This window comes from Pseudomonas sp. S2_H10, assembly GCF_054668285.1.
Genome location: NZ_CP162754.1, coordinates 526,822 through 545,091 on the forward strand (window position 1 = coordinate 526,822; position 18,270 = coordinate 545,091).

At 62.1% G+C, this 18,270-nt stretch carries 12 protein-coding genes; 8 read left to right on the forward strand and 4 right to left on the reverse strand.

Annotation, left to right across the window (positions count from 1 at the left end; all coding sequences use genetic code 11):
• The first annotated feature begins 108 nt into the window (after positions 1-108).
• Together AB4O16_RS02300 and abaF are read left to right on the forward strand one after the other, a co-directional pair.
• Entirely contained in the window at positions 109-1,026 is a 918-nt protein-coding gene (locus AB4O16_RS02300; RefSeq protein ID WP_460156879.1) for a dihydrodipicolinate synthase family protein, read from the forward strand.
• Between the two features lie 68 nt (positions 1,027-1,094).
• On the forward strand, positions 1,095-2,489 hold the full coding sequence (abaF, locus tag AB4O16_RS02305; protein WP_460156880.1) for a fosfomycin efflux MFS transporter AbaF: 1,395 nt from the start codon (positions 1,095-1,097) through the stop codon (positions 2,487-2,489).
• A 235-nt stretch (positions 2,490-2,724) separates the two neighbouring features.
• On the opposite strand, the gene AB4O16_RS02310 is transcribed toward abaF, so the two are convergent.
• A complete protein-coding gene (locus tag AB4O16_RS02310; protein ID WP_460156881.1) occupies positions 2,725-3,732 on the reverse strand; it encodes an Ldh family oxidoreductase in 1,008 nt (335 codons plus the stop codon).
• A 376-nt stretch (positions 3,733-4,108) separates the two neighbouring features.
• Here AB4O16_RS02310 and mexE point away from each other — a divergent pair, with 376 nt between their 5' ends.
• The 3 genes from mexE to AB4O16_RS02325 are packed head-to-tail and all read left to right on the forward strand — an operon-like array spanning position 4,109 to position 9,975.
• Entirely contained in the window at positions 4,109-5,362 is a 1,254-nt protein-coding gene (gene mexE / locus AB4O16_RS02315) for a multidrug efflux RND transporter periplasmic adaptor subunit MexE (RefSeq protein WP_160385544.1), read from the forward strand.
• Between the two features lie 12 nt (positions 5,363-5,374).
• Positions 5,375-8,554, forward strand: a complete 3,180-nt coding sequence (locus tag AB4O16_RS02320; RefSeq protein ID WP_460156882.1) for an efflux RND transporter permease subunit — start codon at positions 5,375-5,377, stop codon at positions 8,552-8,554.
• Entirely contained in the window at positions 8,554-9,975 is a 1,422-nt protein-coding gene (locus AB4O16_RS02325) for an efflux transporter outer membrane subunit (RefSeq protein WP_160385542.1), read from the forward strand. The genes AB4O16_RS02320 and AB4O16_RS02325 overlap by 1 nt, the downstream gene beginning before the upstream one ends.
• 466 nt (positions 9,976-10,441) lie before the next feature.
• Here the strand turns inward: AB4O16_RS02325 and AB4O16_RS02330 are convergent, their stop codons facing one another.
• The 3 genes from AB4O16_RS02330 to AB4O16_RS02340 are packed head-to-tail and all read right to left on the reverse strand — an operon-like array spanning position 10,442 to position 13,719.
• A complete protein-coding gene (locus tag AB4O16_RS02330) occupies positions 10,442-11,389 on the reverse strand; it encodes an HlyD family secretion protein (RefSeq protein WP_160385541.1) in 948 nt (315 codons plus the stop codon).
• A gap of 4 nt (positions 11,390-11,393) precedes the next feature.
• Positions 11,394-11,594: a DUF1656 domain-containing protein gene (locus AB4O16_RS02335; RefSeq protein WP_460156883.1), complete on the reverse strand. Its 201-nt coding sequence runs from the start codon at positions 11,592-11,594 to the stop codon at positions 11,394-11,396.
• Positions 11,584-13,719 carry an FUSC family protein gene (locus AB4O16_RS02340; RefSeq protein ID WP_460156884.1) on the reverse strand — a complete coding sequence of 712 codons (2,136 nt, stop codon included), beginning with the start codon at positions 13,717-13,719 and terminating at the stop codon, positions 11,584-11,586. The genes AB4O16_RS02335 and AB4O16_RS02340 overlap by 11 nt, the downstream gene beginning before the upstream one ends.
• A gap of 204 nt (positions 13,720-13,923) precedes the next feature.
• Between AB4O16_RS02340 and AB4O16_RS02345 the strand changes: the two genes are divergently transcribed.
• The 3 genes from AB4O16_RS02345 to AB4O16_RS02355 all read left to right on the forward strand — a co-directional run bounded on the left by AB4O16_RS02345 (position 13,924) and on the right by AB4O16_RS02355 (position 18,267).
• Complete coding sequence (locus tag AB4O16_RS02345; protein ID WP_160385538.1) at positions 13,924-14,979, forward strand: tetratricopeptide repeat protein; 1,056 nt, start codon at positions 13,924-13,926, stop codon at positions 14,977-14,979.
• A gap of 118 nt (positions 14,980-15,097) precedes the next feature.
• Positions 15,098-16,600, forward strand: a complete 1,503-nt coding sequence (locus tag AB4O16_RS02350) for an ATPase domain-containing protein (protein WP_460156885.1) — start codon at positions 15,098-15,100, stop codon at positions 16,598-16,600.
• A gap of 5 nt (positions 16,601-16,605) precedes the next feature.
• Positions 16,606-18,267, forward strand: a complete 1,662-nt coding sequence (locus AB4O16_RS02355; protein ID WP_460156886.1) for an ATP-binding protein — start codon at positions 16,606-16,608, stop codon at positions 18,265-18,267.
• The last annotated feature ends 3 nt before the right edge of the window (positions 18,268-18,270 follow it).

Genomic DNA, 18,270 nt, shown 5'->3' on the forward strand with positions numbered 1-18,270 from the left:
CCTCAGGTCAACGGCCAGTAACTTCCCTGAAAAGCAAATAAAGCACGGGTCGAGTTTTGTCATTTTAACAAACGTATACGATATACTATTAACCAAGCGGAGACAACAATGAGCAAGCGCATTAACTGGAGTGGCGTCTTCCCGGCGGTGACCACTCAATTCAACGATGACTTCTCCATCAACCTGGAAAAAACCCATCAGGTGATTTCCAACGTGATCCGCGACGGCGTGTCAGGCCTGGTGGTCTGCGGCTCGGTGGGTGAAAACACCTCGCTGAGCGCCGAAGAGAAAATCGCCGTGACCGAGGTCGCTGTCGATGCCGCCCGTGGTCGTGTCCCGGTGATTTGCGGCGTGGCCGAGTTCACCAGCGTACAAGCGGCCAAGGTCGCCAATGCCGTACGCCGGGTCGGCGTCGATGGCGTGATGCTGATGCCGGCGCTGGTCTACGGTTCCAAACCGTTCGAGACCGCCGAGCATTACCGCTACGTGGCGAAAAACGCCGACGTGCCGCTGATGGTCTACAACAACCCGCCTATCTATAAGAACGACGTCACCCCGGACATCCTGATTTCCCTGGCCGACTGCGACAACGTGGTGTGCTTCAAGGATTCTTCCGGCGACACCCGCCGCTTCATCGACGTGCGCAACGAAGTCGGTGACCGTTTCGTGTTGTTCGCCGGCCTCGACGACGTGGTGCTGGAAAGCATCGCCGTGGGTGCCGAAGGTTGGGTCTCGGGCATGTCCAACGTGTTCCCGAAAGAAGGCGAAACCATCTTCCGCCTGGCCAAGGCCGGTCGTTTCGCCGAAGCCATGCCGATCTACGAATGGCTGATGCCGATCCTGCACCTCGATGCCCGTGCCGACCTGGTGCAGTGCATCAAGCTGTGTGAAGCCATTGCCGGTCGCGGCAGCGCCTTGACCCGTCCGCCACGCCTGGCCCTGCCGGAAGCCGACCGCGTATTCGTCGAGCAGATCATGGCCAAGGCGTTGGCCAACCGCCCGGAACTGCCGGACGTCGGTCTCTGAGTGATTGCCGGGCAGGCCCTTACCGGCCCGGCTGCCCATTTTTCTGCGCCTTAACAAGGTACGTCAGCATGTCGAATCCTCAACACACGCAAAGCGCAACCACACCCTCGGGACTCAAACGCGTAGTGGCCGCCGCCATGGCTGGCACCGTCGCTGAATGGTATGAGTTCTTTCTCTACGGCACCGCCTCGGCGCTGGTCTTCGGCCAGCTGTTCTTCCGCCAGACCGACAGCCCCATCGACGGCATCATCGCCGCCTTCGCCTTGTACGCGGTCGGCTTTCTCGCCCGGCCGTTGGGCGGTTTGGTATTCGGTCACTACGGTGACAAATTCGGCCGCAAGCGCCTGCTGCAACTGAGCCTGGTCGTGGTCGGCATCACCACCTTCCTCATGGGTTGCCTGCCTGGCTTCGACCAGATCGGTTATGCGGCGCCGGTGCTATTGGTGCTGTTGCGGTTGATCCAGGGCTTCGCTTTCGGTGGCGAATGGGGCGGCGCGATTCTGCTGGTGTCCGAGCACTGCCCGGACAATCGTCGGGGCTTCTGGGCCAGTTGGCCGCAAGCCGGAGTGCCGGCCGGCAACCTGGTGGCCACGGTCGCCCTGCTGCTGTTGTCGTCGAACCTTTCAGAGCAGCAGTTCCTTGCCTGGGGCTGGCGCGTGGCGTTCTGGTTCTCGGCCGTAGTCGTGTTGATCGGTTACTGGATTCGCACCAGCGTCGATGACGCGCCGATCTTCAAGGAAGCCCAGGCCCGCCAGGCACAGACCAAACAGCAACAGCTCGGTGTGGTGGAGGTGCTGCGTCATCACTGGCGCTCGGTGCTGGTGGGAATCGGCGCGCGCTTTGCCGAGAACATCCTCTACTACACCGTGGTGACGTTCTCGATTACCTATCTGAAACTGGTGGTGCACAAGGACACTTCGCAAATTCTGCTGCTGATGTTCGGCGCGCACCTGGTGCACTTTTTCCTGATCCCGTTGATGGGCTATCTGTCGGACATCATCGGGCGCAAGCCGGTGTACCTGACCGGCGCGGTGCTGACAGCGTTCTGGGGGTTCATCGGTTTTCCGATGATGGACACCGGCAACAACTGGCTGATCATGGCCGCCATCACCCTGGGCCTGGCCATCGAGTCGATGACTTATGCGCCCTACTCGGCACTGATGGCTGAACTGTTCCCGACCCACGTACGCTACACCGCTCTGTCCCTGTGCTACCAGGTGGCGCCGATCTTCGCCGGTTCCCTGGCACCGCTGATCGCCATCACCTTGCTCAACAAGTACCACAGCTCGACGCCGATCGCCTGGTATCTGGTCGGCGCCGCGCTGATTTCCGTGGTGGCTGTCGGCCTGACCCGCGAGACCCGTGGCAAGTCGTTGCGCCAGGTGGATGCCGAGTCGGCGGCGCGGATTGCTGCGCTGGACCCAGCCCCGACCAGCCCACGCCGGGCCGATTCTGTGGCCTGAGTAAAGCCCTGTAGGAGCGAGCTTGCTCGCGATGGACGTCAACGATAACGCGTGTTGCCTGAATGGAAACGTTGTCCTTGCGTTTTTCGCGAGAGCCAGCTCCTACACGGTATCTCGTGACCTTCAAACCTTGTAGGAGCCGGCTTGCTGGCGATGGACTCGAGTACGCCGCGTTCATCCGGGTTCACGCGCGTCATCGTTAACGACCATCGCGAGCAAGCTCGCTCCTACTGAATCAGCCGAGCAAGGCCTTGAGGTCGTTGTACAGCGCCTCGGGAATTTGCACGCCTTCCACCAGGCTGCGTACCCGCGCCGCGTAACGTCGTTGCGACGGCAAGCGCGCGCCCTGCCCTTCAATGCCCTGGAACAAGGCTTCGGCCCGGGCCAGATGTTCTTCAGTGGCGTCCCCCAGAAAGCGCCGAGGGTCCAGGGCGATGATCAACTCGCCATGGTACGGCGACGACTTGCTGCCCCCGTCGTAAGCCAACGACTCGGCACTGGTCAGGTCACCGATCAGCGGCCCGGCGATCAATTCCACCATCGCCGCCAGCGCCGAACCCTTGTGCCCGCCGAACGTCAGCATCGCGCCGCTGTCGAGCACCACGTCGGCGTCGGTGCTCGGCCGGCCCTGGGCGTCGACGCCCCAACCTTCGGGAATCGCCTTGCCGGCACGCCGGTGCAGTTCGATCTCACCACGGGCAATCGCGCTGGTGGCGAAGTCGAACACAAACGGATCCTGCCCCGCACGCGGCCAACCGAAGGCAATGGGATTGGTACCGAACACCGGCAGTCGTCCTCCAGCCGGCGCCACCCAGGCGTGGCTCGGATTACATGCCAGTGCCACCAGGCCGGCAGCCGTCAACTGCTCGATCTCCACCCACAGCGCCGAGAAATGGACACAGCGGTTGATGGCCAACGCCGCAATGCCGTTGGCCCGCGCTTTGTGCGCCAGCAACGGCAATCCAGCCTGAAACGCCAACTGCGAAAACCCACCGCCAGCGTCCACCCGCACAATCGACGGCGCCTGGTCGATCACCTGTGGCTCGGCATCGGCTGACACCTTGCCGGCCCGCAGGGAATTCACACACCCCAGAATCCGGTACAAACCGTGGGAGGCACAGCCATCTCGTTCGCCGACAACCACCGTCGCCGCCACCGCTTGTGCATGGGCCAGATTAAAACCGTTGTGCAACAGGATCGATTCGGCCAGGTCGCGGGCTTCGATCAGGGTCAGTCGGATCATGGTCATCTCCTTGGAAAGACCGGTCAGCGTGGTCTATCCGAGGCGTCATGGCTTGATGGGTTTGGGCATTGGCGGTGACGAAACCGGCACAGCGCAGGCCGTTGGACCCCATTAAACCAATGGCTGATGAGATCCAGTGTGGGAGCGAGCCTGCTCGCGAAGGCCACACCTCCGTTTCAAGACTGATTGATGCTTTTGCGGCAACACAGAATTGCCATCGACCTGATTGATAGACCTCTGCATAAGGCGCAGGCTAGAGAGCTGATTTGGCCTCTTATATCATTCCGAATGATAGTTACCTTCGCCCCATTCGATTCGTGAGATACAAACCCGCCGCGCATCATTCGCCAATCTCAACACATTGGCGGATGCATCCATGGAACAGTCACTCAAACATTTGCGCTTCCCGTTGGCTTTATTGGCCGTAGTGGTGCTCAGCGCTTGCGGCAAGGCCCCGGAAACCGCCGCCTCCATGCCCGCTGCCAAAGTCAGCGTGGCCAAGGTGCTGGAACAACCGGTCAACGAGTGGGACGAATTCACCGGGCGCCTGGAGGCGCCGGAAACCGTCGAGATTCGTCCACGGGTCTCCGGCCAGATCGATGAAGTGGCCTTCACCGAGGGCGCCCTGGTCAAGAAAGGTGACCTGCTGTTCCAGATCGACCCGCGTCCATTCCAGGCCGAGGTCCGCCGCCTCGAAGCACTGGTCGCTCAATCGCGCGCCAATGCCACCCGCAGTGAAAACGAAGCCCAGCGCGGTGAGCGCCTGCGCACCAGCAACGCGATTTCCGCCGAGCTGGCCGATTCGCGCACCAGCGCCGCCCAGGAAGCCCGCGCCGCCGTGGGTGCCCTGCAAGCGCAGTTGGACCTGGCCAAGCTGAACCTGAGTTTCACCCGCGTCACCGCACCGATCAGCGGCCGCGTCAGCCGTGCGGAAATCACCGCCGGCAACCTGGTGACCGCCGACACCACCCCGCTGACCAGCGTGGTCTCCACCGACAAGGTCTACGCCTACTTCGACGCGGACGAGCGTGTGTTCCTCAAGTACACCGAGCTCGCCCGCCAAGGCAAGCGCGGTGCCACCACCCCGGTCTACATGGGCCTGTCCAACGAGGACGGTAACCCGCACCAGGGCGTGATGAACTTCGTCGACAACCAGGTCAACCCGAAAACCGGCACCATTCGTGGTCGCGCCGTGTTCGACAACAGCGATGGCAGCTACACCCCGGGCCTCTATGCACGCCTGAAACTGGTGGGCAGCGGCACCTACAGCGCCATGCTGATCAACGATGAAGCGGTCGGCACCGACCTGGGCAAGAAGTTCGTGCTGGTGATGGATGCCGACAACAAGACCGCCTACCGCGCGGTGGAACTGGGTCCGAAAATCGAAGGCTTGCGCATCGTGCGCAGCGGCCTGAACAAGGACGACACCATCATCGTCAAGGGTCTGCAACGGGTACGCCCTGGCTCGCCGGTCACCCCTGAAGTGATTCCGATGGCCAGTGAACAGACCCTCGCGGCTCTCGCACAACAACGCCAAGCGCTGGAAGCCAGCAACCTGCCTCAAGTCGCGCCTGCCAGGGTTGCGCCGGGCACGGCTGTGAAACTGGCTGCCACGACCCCACGCGGTTAAGGGATTTTTACGATGAATTTTTCCCAATTCTTCATTTCGCGGCCGATCTTCGCAGCGGTGCTGTCGCTGCTGATCCTGATCGCCGGTGCGATCTCGCTGTTCCAGCTGCCGATCAGCGAATACCCGGAAGTGGTGCCGCCGACCGTGGTGGTCCGCGCCAACTTCCCGGGTGCCAACCCCAAGGTCATCGGTGAAACCGTGGCCGCGCCGCTTGAGCAAGCCATCACCGGCGTCGAGAACATGCTGTACATGTCCTCGCAATCCACCGCCGACGGCAAGATCACCCTGACCATCACCTTTGCCCTGGGTACCGACCTGGACAACGCGCAGGTGCAGGTGCAGAACCGCGTAACCCGCACCGAGCCGAAACTTCCCGAGGAAGTGACGCGCATCGGTATCACCGTGGACAAGGCATCGCCCGACCTGACCATGGTCGTGCACTTGACCTCGCCGGACAAACGCTACGACATGCTCTACCTGTCCAACTACGCCCTGCTCAACATCAAGGATGAGCTGGCGCGCCTGGGCGGTGTCGGTGATGTGCAGCTGTTCGGCATGGGCGATTACTCGCTGCGAGTGTGGCTGGACCCGAACAAGACCGCTTCGCGCAACCTGACAGCAACCGATGTGGTCTCTGCGATTCGTGAGCAGAACCGACAGGTAGCGGCCGGTGCGTTGGGCGCCCCGCCCGCGCCGAATGCCACCGCGTTCCAGCTCTCGGTCAACACTCAGGGCCGTTTGGTCAGTGAGGAAGAGTTCGAGAACATCATCATCCGCTCCGGCGACAACGGTGAAATCACTCGCCTCAAGGACATCGCTCGGGTTGAGCTGGGTTCCAGCCAGTACGCCCTGCGTTCGTTGCTGAACAACCAGCCGGCGGTGGCGATCCCGATCTTCCAGCGTCCGGGCTCCAACGCCATCGAGATCTCCAACGAAGTACGCTCGAAAATGGCCGAGCTGAAGAAGAACTTCCCCGAAGGCATGGACTTCAGCATCGTCTATGACCCGACGATCTTCGTGCGCGGCTCCATCGAGGCGGTGGTTCACACCCTCTTCGAAGCGCTGATCCTCGTGGTGCTGGTGGTGATCCTGTTCCTGCAGACCTGGCGCGCCTCGATCATTCCATTGGTCGCTGTACCGGTATCGCTGATCGGTACCTTCGCCGTGATGCACCTGTTCGGTTTCTCGCTCAACGCCTTGTCGCTGTTCGGCCTGGTATTGGCGATCGGTATCGTGGTCGACGATGCGATCGTGGTGGTGGAGAACGTCGAACGCAACATTGAACTGGGACTGACGCCGGTCGAAGCAACCAAAAAAGCCATGGGCGAGGTCACCGGCCCGATCATCGCCACGGCACTGGTGCTGTGTGCGGTGTTCGTACCTGCTGCGTTCATTTCCGGTCTGACGGGGCAGTTCTACAAGCAGTTCGCCCTGACCATTGCGATTTCGACGGTGATCTCGGCCTTCAACTCGCTGACCCTGTCGCCGGCACTGGCTGCGGTGTTGCTCAAAGGCCACGACGCACCGAAGGACCGTTTCTCGAGGATTCTGGACAAGATGTTTGGCGGCTGGTTGTTCCGTCCGTTCAACCGCTTCTTTGAAAAGGCCAGCCATGGTTATGTCGGCACCGTTGCCCGTGTAATCCGCTCCAGCGGTATTGCCCTGGTGCTGTACGCCGGCCTGATGGTCCTGACCTTCTTCGGTTTCTCCAGCACCCCGACCGGTTTCGTACCTGGCCAGGACAAGCAATACCTGGTGGCCTTCGCGCAATTGCCGGACGCCTCGAGCCTGGACCGCACCGAAGACGTGATCAAGCGCATGTCCGAGCTGGCGCTGAAACAGCCTGGCGTGGAAAGCGCGGTGGCCTTCCCGGGCCTGTCGATCAACGGTTTCACCAACAGCCCGAACGCCGGCATCGTGTTCGTGACCCTGAAACCGTTCGACGAACGTAAAGACCCGAGCATGTCCGCCGGTGCGATTGCCGGCGCCTTGAACGGCCAGTACGCGAACATCCAGGAAGCCTATATGGCGATCTTCCCGCCGCCGCCGGTACAAGGCCTGGGCACTATCGGTGGTTTCCGCCTGCAGATCGAAGACCGGGGCAACCTGGGCTACGAAGAGCTGTACAAGGAAACCATGAACATCATCAACAAGAGCCACAACGTGCCGGAACTGGCCGGCCTGTTCACCAGCTACACGGTGAACGTGCCCCAGGTCGATGCGGCTATCGACCGCGAGAAAGCCAAGACCCACGGCGTGGCCGTCAGTGACATCTTCGACACCCTGCAGATCTACCTGGGTTCGCTGTATGCCAACGACTTCAACCGCTTCGGCCGTACCTATCAGGTCAACGTTCAGGCCGAACAACAGTTCCGTCTTGAATCCGACCAGATCGGCCAGCTGAAAGTGCGCAACAACAAAGGCGAAATGATCCCGCTGGCGACCTTCATCAAGGTCAGCGACACCTCGGGCCCGGACCGCGTAATGCACTACAACGGCTTCATCACCGCTGAAATCAACGGTGCGGCAGCCCCGGGCTACAGCTCCGGCCAGGCCGAAAAAGCCATCGAGAAACTGCTCAAGGAAGAATTGCCCAACGGCATGACCTACGAATGGACCGACCTGACCTACCAGCAGATTCTGTCCGGCAACACCGCGCTGTTCGTGTTCCCGCTCTGCGTATTGCTGGCGTTCCTGGTGCTGGCGGCTCAGTACGAAAGCTGGAGCCTGCCGCTGGCGGTGATCCTGATCGTACCGATGACCCTGCTGTCGGCCATTACCGGCGTGATTGCCTCCGGTGGCGACAACAACATCTTCACCCAGATCGGATTGATCGTACTGGTGGGGCTTGCCTGCAAGAACGCGATCCTGATCGTCGAGTTCGCCAAGGACAAACAGCTTGAAGGCATGACCCCGCTGGCGGCGGTCCTGGAAGCTTGCCGCCTGCGTCTGCGGCCGATCCTGATGACCTCCTTCGCGTTCATCATGGGTGTGGTGCCGCTGGTGTTCTCCAGCGGTGCCGGTGCCGAAATGCGCCACGCCATGGGTGTAGCGGTGTTCTCCGGGATGCTCGGGGTGACCTTCTTCGGTCTGCTGCTGACGCCGGTGTTCTATGTGCTGATCCGTAACTTTGTCGAGCGCGGCGAGAAGCGCAAAGCTGCCAAGGCCACCCTGAAGCTGGAGTCGCATTGATGAGTTTGAAAGCCTTCCTGCCGAGCCTGCTGGTACTGGCGCTGAGCGCCTGTGCCGTGGGCCCGGACTACAAGACCGAAACCCTTGAACCGGCCAACATCACCACCGCAACCGATGGTGCGGCCGGCCAGAAGAACTTTGACCGTTCGCGATTCGAAGGCATCTGGTGGCAGCAGTTCGAAGACCCGACCCTCAATCAGTTGGTGACGCAATCGCTGCAAGGCAACCGCGATCTGCGCGTCGCCTTCGCCCGCTGGAAAGCGGCGCGGGCGATCCGCGATGACGTCAGCAACGACGCCATGCCGACCATTACCAGCCGCGTCAGCAGTGACCTGGGCAAAGGCCAGATTCCCGGCCAGACCACCGACCGGGTCAACAGCGAACGCTACGACCTGGGCCTGGACATGGCCTGGGAGATCGACCTGTTCGGCCGCATCCAGCGCAACCTGGAATCGGCCAACGCCGAGCAGCAGGCGTTCGAGGCCGATCTGTACCAATTGCAAGTCAGCATGATTGCCGAACTGGTGGATTCCTACGGTCAACTGCGCGGTGCGCAGTTGCGGGAAAAGATCGCCCTGGCCAACCTGCAGAACCAGCAGGAGTCGCGCAAGATCACCATCAGCCTGCGTGATGCCGGCGTTGGCGATCAGCTCGATGTCGAGCGTGCCGATGCGCGACTGGCATCGGTTGAAGCCAGCGTGCCGCAATTGCAGGCCGAGCAGGTGCGGCAGAAAAACCGCATCGCCACCCTGCTGGGGGAACGTCCGGACAAGCTGACCGTGGACCTGAGCCCCAAAGACCTGCCAGCGATCGCCAAGGCATTGCCGATCGGTGATCCGGGTGAACTGCTGCAACGTCGCCCGGACATTCGCAGTGCGGAGCGCCAATTGGCGTCGGCCACGGCACGTATCGGCGTGGCCAAGGCGGATCTGTTCCCGCGGGTCAGCCTCAGTGGTTTCCTCGGATTTACCGCCGGGCGCGGTTCGCAGATCGGCTCCTCGGCGGCCAACGCCTGGGCGCTGGGCCCGAGCATCACCTGGGCAGCGTTTGACCTGGGCAGCGTGAAGGCCCGTCTGCGCGGCGCCGACGCCGATGCCGAAGGCGCCCTGGCGACCTACGAGCAGCAAGTGTTGCTGGCCCTGGAAGAATCGGAAAACGCCTTCAGCGACTACAACAAGCGCCAACAGCGCCTGATCTCGCTGATACGCCAGAGCGAGTCCAGCCGCTCGGCCGCCGACCTCGCAGAGATCCGCTACCGCGAAGGCAATACCGATTTCCTCGTGCTGCTCGACGCCCAGCGTGAACGCCTGGCGGCCGAAGACACCCAGGCCCAGGCCGAAGTCGACCTGTACCGCGGCATCGTCGCGATCTACAAGGCCCTCGGTGGTGGCTGGCAGCCGGAGACGGTCGCCAGCAAGTAACGGTTTTTCAAAGAGCTCCTTTGGTTGGCCGCAACCAACCAATTTTTTTGCCCTGCGTCACATTCGGTCGCGGGGCTTTTTTTGCTCTCAAAAACACCTCCCCCCCTGTAGGAGCGAGCCTGCTCGCGATGATCGTTAACGAAGACGCGTGCAAACTGGGTAACCGCGGTGCCCTTGAGTCCATCGCCAGCAAGCCGGCTCCTACAGGTATTGCGCGGCCTGTTGCCTATTGTAGGAGCTGGCTTGCCAGCGATGGACGTCAACGATAACGCGCGCAAACCGGATAAACGCGGTGTCCTTGAGTCCATCGCCGGCAAGCCGGCTCCTACAGGTATTGCGCGGTCCCTTGTGGGAGCTGGCTTGTCGGGTCGCCGCGTCGCAGCGATGGACGTCAACGATAACGCGTGCAAACCGGATAAACGCGGTGCCCTTGAGTCCATCGCGAGCAGGCTCGCTCCTACAGGGGTTAGCGGTTTTCCTGGACGGTCACGGTGGCCGTGGTTCCCGCCCTCAACTTGTCCTTGCCGGCATAGTCGGCATCGATCTCGATCCGCACCGGCACCCGCTGCGCCAGTTTGATCCAGGTGTAGCTGGGGTTGATGTTGGCCAGCAGGCGACCGCCCGGCAGGTTTTCCCGGTCGGCGATGGCAAAGGCAATGCTCTGCACTTTGCCGCCGAAGGTCTCGCCACTCATCAACTCGATCCTGACCCGGTCGCCCTCCCCGATCCTCGGCAACTTGGTTTCTTCAAAGTAACCGCTGACATAGAACGAGTCGCTGTCCACCAGTGCCAGCAATGGCCCGCCGGCCGACGCGTAGTCGCCCTCCCGGGTCAGCAGATTGGTGACATAGCCGGTCACCGGGGAGACCACGTGGGTACGCTGCAAATCGAGTTCGGACTGGGTCAGGGCCGCGATGGCCAGCTGCACGTTGGCCTGGGCCAGCACCAGATTGGCCTGGTTGCGCAGCAAGTCCGCCTGGGCAACCGAGACATCGGTGTTGGCTTTTTCCCACTCTTCGCCGGAAATCGCCGAACGATCCTTGAGCGTGCGCCGCCGTTGCTCTTCGCTCTGGCGTTGCCTGAGCAACGCTTCGCTGGCGCTAATGGCCGCCTGGGCCTGCCCGAGCGAGGCTTTCGCCACTTCGACGGCCCGCTTGGCATGCTCCACCGCCAGGGTGTAGCGCGCCGGGTCGATCTCCAGCAGCGCCTGGCCCTTGTCGACATGTTGGTTGTCCCGCACGGCCAGGCTGACGATGCGCCCCGAAACATCGGCGGACAGGGTCACCACATCGGCCCGCACCCGGGCATCGCGGGTCCAGGGGGCGCGGGTGTAATGCTCCCAGGCAAACCAGCCGAGGATAATGGCCAGCAGCACCACCGCCAGCGTCGTGAGTCGGGAAAGGATGTTCTTCAAGGCATCAGGCTCCCATCATCAGGATCAACGTGGCACAGACACAGACGTACAGCGCGCCTTCGAACAATGCCTCATGCCAGACGAACTGCAGCACGCCGAGGCGCCGCAACGCCCAGTCCAGCAACAGGAAAATCGGCAAGCCCAGCAGCAGCGCCTGAGCAATCGGGGGCAGATAGGCTCCACCCACTTCCAGATCAATGGGCAAGGACAGGGTCTCCTTCAAGGCCTTCGGGTTGAAAATAGCCGCGGTACCGCTCGACGAACGACACCACGATCAGCAGCGCCACGCGCATGCGGAACACCGACCACAGGTGTTCATGCACATCGGCATGCAGGGCATCCAGTTCGTCGCCCAGGGTGCGGAGGCTGGCAAGCACCTGCGCCACTTCGACCCCGGGCCGACCGGCGACCAGCCTGCCCGTTTCCCGCACTGTCGAAAACAGTCGGCTTTGCAGGTCCGGGTTCAGCAGTGCGTTGTTCTGCCCCTGTTGCCTGAGCTGATTCAAGGCAATGCCCAGCGCCATGCAGCCCAGGCTGACTTGAAAACGCTCATGGGATTGTGGCGCCTGAGTGGCCGGCAGCAGCCCCAGCATCATGGTCAGGCGATCGACCATGCGGCTTTCGAAAGCGAACTGCTGCTCATCGGTTGCCGAGGTTTTCAACAAGGCGTACACCTGTTCGCAGTTCTCTTTATAGAGCCGCCGCATGCGTAAATCCGGCCGGAACGGAAAGATCAGCGCATAGACACTCAAGGCCAGCACGGTCGCGCAGGTATAGGCCCCGGCAAATTCGAACCACTGGATCGCGGTGTTCTGGCCGATCCCCACATTCAGCGGACCGAGCAACAGAAACGTCGTGAGCCCAAGACCAATGCCGGTGCCTGTGGTGGCAGGACTGGCCAGCCCCACCGCAACGGCATAGAGCAAAGGCGCCAGCAGCAAGGCAAGCATCTCGAAATTGCTGATCATCGGCACGAACAGGAACTGCAGCAGCGCCGAGGCCACCAGAGCCAGCCCGAATCCCCTTGCATAGCTTTGCACGGCCAGCAACGGCCTTGGAAAGGTCGACATCAGCGAGCACAGGATGCCCACCAGCACCATCCCGCCTCGCGCACCGTCCCAGCCGGTTTCGATCCAGATCAGGCCACAGATCAACAGCGCGGAAAACGCCCGGACGGCATTCATGCTCGCCAAGGTGAAATCCAGGTGCAGGGGGTTTTCCCGCCCGCGAAACACGCTGCTGGCGGGGCGCCCGCTCTGGATGGCGTCACTCAGTTCCAGAATCTGCTCAAGCTGTTGCAGCAGGCGCGCCTGCTCCCAGCGCAGCGACCAGGCCAGCGAGCGCAAGGTGGCCGGCAGCGGCTCGGTCAACTGTTCGGCCCGGTAGGCCAGCTCATCGAAGCGCTGTTGCAGCGCGGTGAAATGATGGCGCTTGTCGCTGGAAAGCGAACGCCCCTCCCGCGCCAACTCATCGAGGAAGGCCAGTTCTTCGGCGCGCAGCTGTTGAATTTCTTCCGGCAACTCGCCCTCCCAGCGCTCGGTCAACAGCAGTCGCTGATGGCGCAGGGCTGTCAGCCGCGCGGTCAACAACACCAATTGGTTGCCCAACAGCTGCACCAGGCCGTTGGCGCTGCGCAATCGCGGCGCATCGAAGTACATGTGCCGGCGTACACCTTCCAGACCGCTGATCTGGCCCAACAGCTGCATTTGTCGCTGCTGGAACTCGGCTTCGCTTTCTTCGGTGCGGATGACGGCGCTGGCATGGGTGGCCAGCAACCGGGTGATCTGATCGATCCTGGCGAAGTAATCCCGGGCCACGGCTTCCGGCCTGGCGGTGAGCAGGCTGACCACGCACACGCAGGCCACCGCCAGCAACGTCTCGGTGACGCGGGTCACCGCCAGCAGGAACATGCCGTCCTGGTCCGGCACTGCCAGCAAGGCCACCACCACGGCGGTGTAGCCACTGAGGACAAACGCCTGGGAACTGGTATAGCGCAGCAAGGTACCGCCGGCGGTGCACAGCGCCAGCCACAACGCCAGGGTGGTGATGAACGGCAGCGGCGCCTGGGGGAAGATCGCCATGATCAACACCGCCACGGCCGCACCCAGCGTGGTACCGATCACCTGCCCGAAACTGCGGGCCAGCACCATGCCGCCCAGTGGCTGGCTGATGATGACCACGGCCATGATCGACCACTTGGGCTGGTCCAGGTCGAACACAAACGCCAGGTACAGGGTCAACAACCCGGCGACGATGGTCCGCAGGGCGAACAGCAATACCCCGGGGCCGGGGTTGAGCATGGCCTTGAAATACTGCAACAACGCTTGCATGGGAACACTCGTCGACTTACCTCCAGCAAGCGTAGTCACTGCGGCGCAGCCTCGAGAGGTTTCCGCGTGCAGGTCCATGGATTGCCGGCTGAAGGGCTTTTCCAACGATTGAATCGTCATCGGACATCGTCCAGGTTTGACTCGGGGCCTGGCCTGACCGAAGCTTGCGCCTTTGCAAAAGCTCCCCAGCTTCCGGATTCCTGCATGCCCAAGTCCCGCCGCTATCTGCTTGCCAGCCTCTTCGCCCTGCTCGTCGCCGGCCTTGCGTGGTTGTCCCTGCGCGATACCACCCCGGTGGTTCCCGAAGCCATCCTGCATGGCTACAGCGAAGCGCTGGCGGCTGCCCGGGGCGGTCAGCCCGGCGCCGCGCGGGTGCTCTACCAGCAATTGGCTCGCCCGGACCTGTCAGCCAAGCGGCGTGTCTGGCTGCATGCCGAACTGCCCAATTATCCAAGTTCGGTAGCGCTGAAACTGGCGGATGCCGACTTGCAGAACGAGTCGCCCGAGGTTCGTATCGCCGCGATCAAGAGCATCAACGCGTTGGTACCGAGCGGTCAGCGCAGCTTGTTGCTGGGGCCATTGCTCGATGACGACGAGCAAGGCGTGCGGCTTGCCGCCATCAACGCCCTGCTGGGTTTGTCCCCGGATGATCTGGGTTTGTACTTCGGACCGCTGGAGCAGGCCATCGATGCCTGGGAGCAAGTGCTGAAGAACGAGGCGCCAAGCGCCGAAAACCAGTACCAACTGGCCCGGCTGCACCTGCACAACGCCGAACTCAAGGAAGCGCAACAGGCGCTGGACAATACCCTGCGCCTGGCGCCGGACAACCTGCCGGCGCTGGTCTTGCAAATCGAAGTGCTGGATAAACAGGGCCAGAACGACGCCGCCCGTCAGCTGTTGGCCAAACAACTCAAGGCGCAACCCGATTCGGCCTACCTGCAACATGCCCTTGGGCTCTGGCTGCTGCATCACGATCAAAGCGAATTCGCCCTGCTCGGCTTGTCCAGGGCCGTTGAACTCGAACCGGACCACCGCGACTACCGCTACGACCTGGCGACCACATTGCACGCCGAGCACGAGCTGGAAGCGGCGCAGAAACAGCTGCAGGAAATCGTTCAGCGCCATCCCAACGATCGCAAGGCCCGGGTCATGCTGATCAATTACTGGAAGGAAAGCGGGCAGCTGCAAAACGTGCAGATCCTGTTGGCTCAGCTCGAACAGATGAACCCCGATGATCCGGCGTTGCAACAGGGGCTGTAATCGCCACTGAAATTTCGTTGAACCGTCGTCCCGGCCAGGGGTCAAGAGAACAGGCAGCCCGTTGCGGCACTTCGCAGCGCTAGCCTCATTGCCCCCTTGGTCATGAGAGGACACTTGCTTGTCTCTATCCAACGAATTGAACAGTGACAAGGCCGCCACCGGTATCGAAGGCCTGGACGATATCCTCGACGGCGGCTTGTCCCGCGGTCATGTTTTTCTGCTTGAAGGCGAACCGGGTACCGGCAAGACCACCGTGGCGCTGCACTTCCTGCTGGCTGGCGCGAAAGCCGGCGAACGCTCGTTATACATCACCCTGTCGGAAACCGAACGCGAGCTGCGCCAGGGCGCCTTGTCCCATGGCTGGGAGATGGACGACAACGTCCACGTATTCGAGTTGACGCCCCCGGAAACCCTGCTCAACGCCGAACAACAGCAGACGCTGCTTTATTCCTCCGACCTGGAACTGGGCGAAGCCACTCGCCAGATCTTCGAAGTGGTCGAACAGGTCAAGCCGACCCGTGTCGTTCTGGACAGCCTTTCCGAAATTCGCCTGCTGGCGCAAAGCTCGCTGCGCTATCGGCGGCAGATTCTGGCCATCAAGCACTATTTCGTGCGTTACAACGCCACGGTGTTGCTGCTCGATGACCTGACCACCGAGTCTTTGGACAAAACCGTGCACAGCGTCGCCCACGGCGTGATTCGCCTGGAAGAGTTGACCCCCAACTACGGTGCCGAGCGACGGCGCATCCGCGTGGTCAAATACCGCGGCCAGAAGTACCGGGGCGGTTTTCATGACTTCACCATCATGGGCGACGGCGTCCATGTATTTCCGCGCCTGGTGGCCGCCGAACATCGCGGTCAATACGTGCGTCAGCAATTGACCAGCGGCATCCGGGAAATGGATGCGCTGCTGGGCGGCGGTATCGAGACCGGTTCCAGCACCTTGATTCTCGGCCCGGCCGGGACCGGCAAATCGCTGATCTCCATGGTGTTCGCCGCCGCCGCCGTGGCCCGGGGTGAAAAAGCCGCGCTGTTCATCTTCGACGAAGAGCTGGGGTTGCTGTTCGAGCGCATGAAGAACATCGGCATCGATCTGCAGGCCCTGCAAGACAGCGGCAACCTGCTGATCGAGCAGGTGGACGCGGCCGAGCTGTCTCCCGGCGAGTTTTCCCACCGGGTGCGGCGCTGCGTCGACGAGGGCAATATCAAGACCGTGGTGATCGACAGCATCAACGGCTATCAGGCGGCGATGCCTGAAGAGAACGCGTTGGTGCTGCACATGCACGAGTTGCTGCTGTACCTCAATCGACAAGGCGCCGCGACCTTCATGACCGTTGCCCAGCATGGCCTGGTCGGCGACATGCAGGCGCCGGTCGACATCACCTACCTCGCCGATACGGTCATCCTGCTGCGTTACTTCGAAGCGCTGGGCAAGGTGCGCCGGGCCATTTCGATCATCAAGAAGCGCACCGGCAGCCATGAGTCGACCATCCGTGAATACCGCATCAGCGCCCAGGGCATGACCATCGGTGAACCGCTGGAAGCCTTCCAGGGCGTACTGCGCGGCGTACCCTCCTATCTCGGGGCCAGCAAACCGCTACTTGCGGACGATATCCCGTGACGGCAATGCAAGGGACACCCGAACGCGCCCTCATTCTTGCGCCGCGAGGGCGTGACAGCCAGATTGCCTTGATGATGCTCAATGAAGCCGGATTTCACGGGGTGAGCTGCCGCGATCTGCCCGGACTGTGCGCCGAGGTGGAACGCGGCGCCGGCCTGCTGCTGATCTCCAGCGAAGCGTTGCTGGGCAGTGATCTCGAACCACTGATCCGGCTGCTCGAACAACAGCCCGCGTGGTCGGACCTGCCGATCGTGCTGATGACACACCATGGCGGCCCGCAACAGAATCCCGTATCACGCGTCGGCTCGCAATTGGGCAACGTCACCTTCCTTGAACGCCCCTTTCACCCGATCACCTTGATCAGTCTGGTCACTACTGCCCTGCGCGGACGGCGACGACAGTACGAGGCCAGGGATCGACTGATCGACCTCAGCCAGAGCGAACTGCGCCTGCAGAACACCCTCGAGACCCTTGAACAGCAGGTGGAAGAGCGCACCGCGCAACTGCGCCACAACGAAGAAGCGTTGCGTCAGTCGCAGAAAATGGAAGCCGTCGGCCAGCTCACCGGCGGTATCGCGCACGATTTCAACAACATGCTGACCGGCATCATCGGCAGCCTCGAGTTGTTGCGTCGCCGCCTGGCCCGGGGGCGTACCGAAGACCTCGACAGCCTGATCGACCTGGGGGTGACTTCGGCCAACCGCGCGGCGAGCCTGACTCATCGCCTGCTGGCGTTTTCCCGCCGCCAGTCGCTGGACTCCAGACCCGTGGAGATGAACAGCCTGGTGGTTTCCATGGGTGAACTGCTGCAACGCAGCATCAACGAAAGCATTCGCCTGGACATGCAACTCGATGATCGGTTGTGGGTGGCTGAAGCCGACCCCAATCAACTGGAAAGCGCCCTGCTCAACCTGGTGATCAATGCCCGGGATGCGATGCCCGATGGCGGTAACCTGGTGGTCATGACCTCCAACCAGCACCTTGACGAGGATTTCGCCCAAGCCCAGAGCAATCTCGATTCGGGTGATTACGTCGTGCTCAGCGTGACCGACACCGGCTGCGGCATGCCGCAAAACATCGTCAACCGCGCCTTCGACCCCTTTTTCACCACCAAGCCCATCGGCCAGGGCACGGGCCTGGGGCTATCGATGATCTACGGGTTCAGCAAACAGTCCGGCGGTCACGTATCCATCCAGAGCGAAGTGGGCAAAGGCACCACGGTCAATGTGTTCCTGCCGCGCTTTGGCGGTGACGTGCCCCAGCACCCACCCAGAGACGTCGAACATTCACCCATCGCCATTCACGGCGAAACGGTCTTGATCGTCGAGGACGATCCAGCGGTGCGGGTCCTGGTCAGCACAGTGCTGAGCGATCTGGGCTATGCCTTCGTCGAGGCGTGTGATGGCGACAGCGCAGTGCCGATACTCGCTTCGGCCCAGCGCATCGACCTGCTGATCAGCGATGTCGGCCTGCCCGGCATGAATGGCCGGCAACTGGCGGAAATCGGCCGGCAATTGCGGCCTGATCTCCGGGTCTTGTTCATCACCGGCTACGCCGAGCACGCCGCCGTGCGCGGCGGCTTCCTCGATCCGGGCATGCAGATGATCACCAAGCCGTTCACCTTCGATCTGTTGACGGCGAAGGTGCGGGAGATGATCAAGGCCTGAATG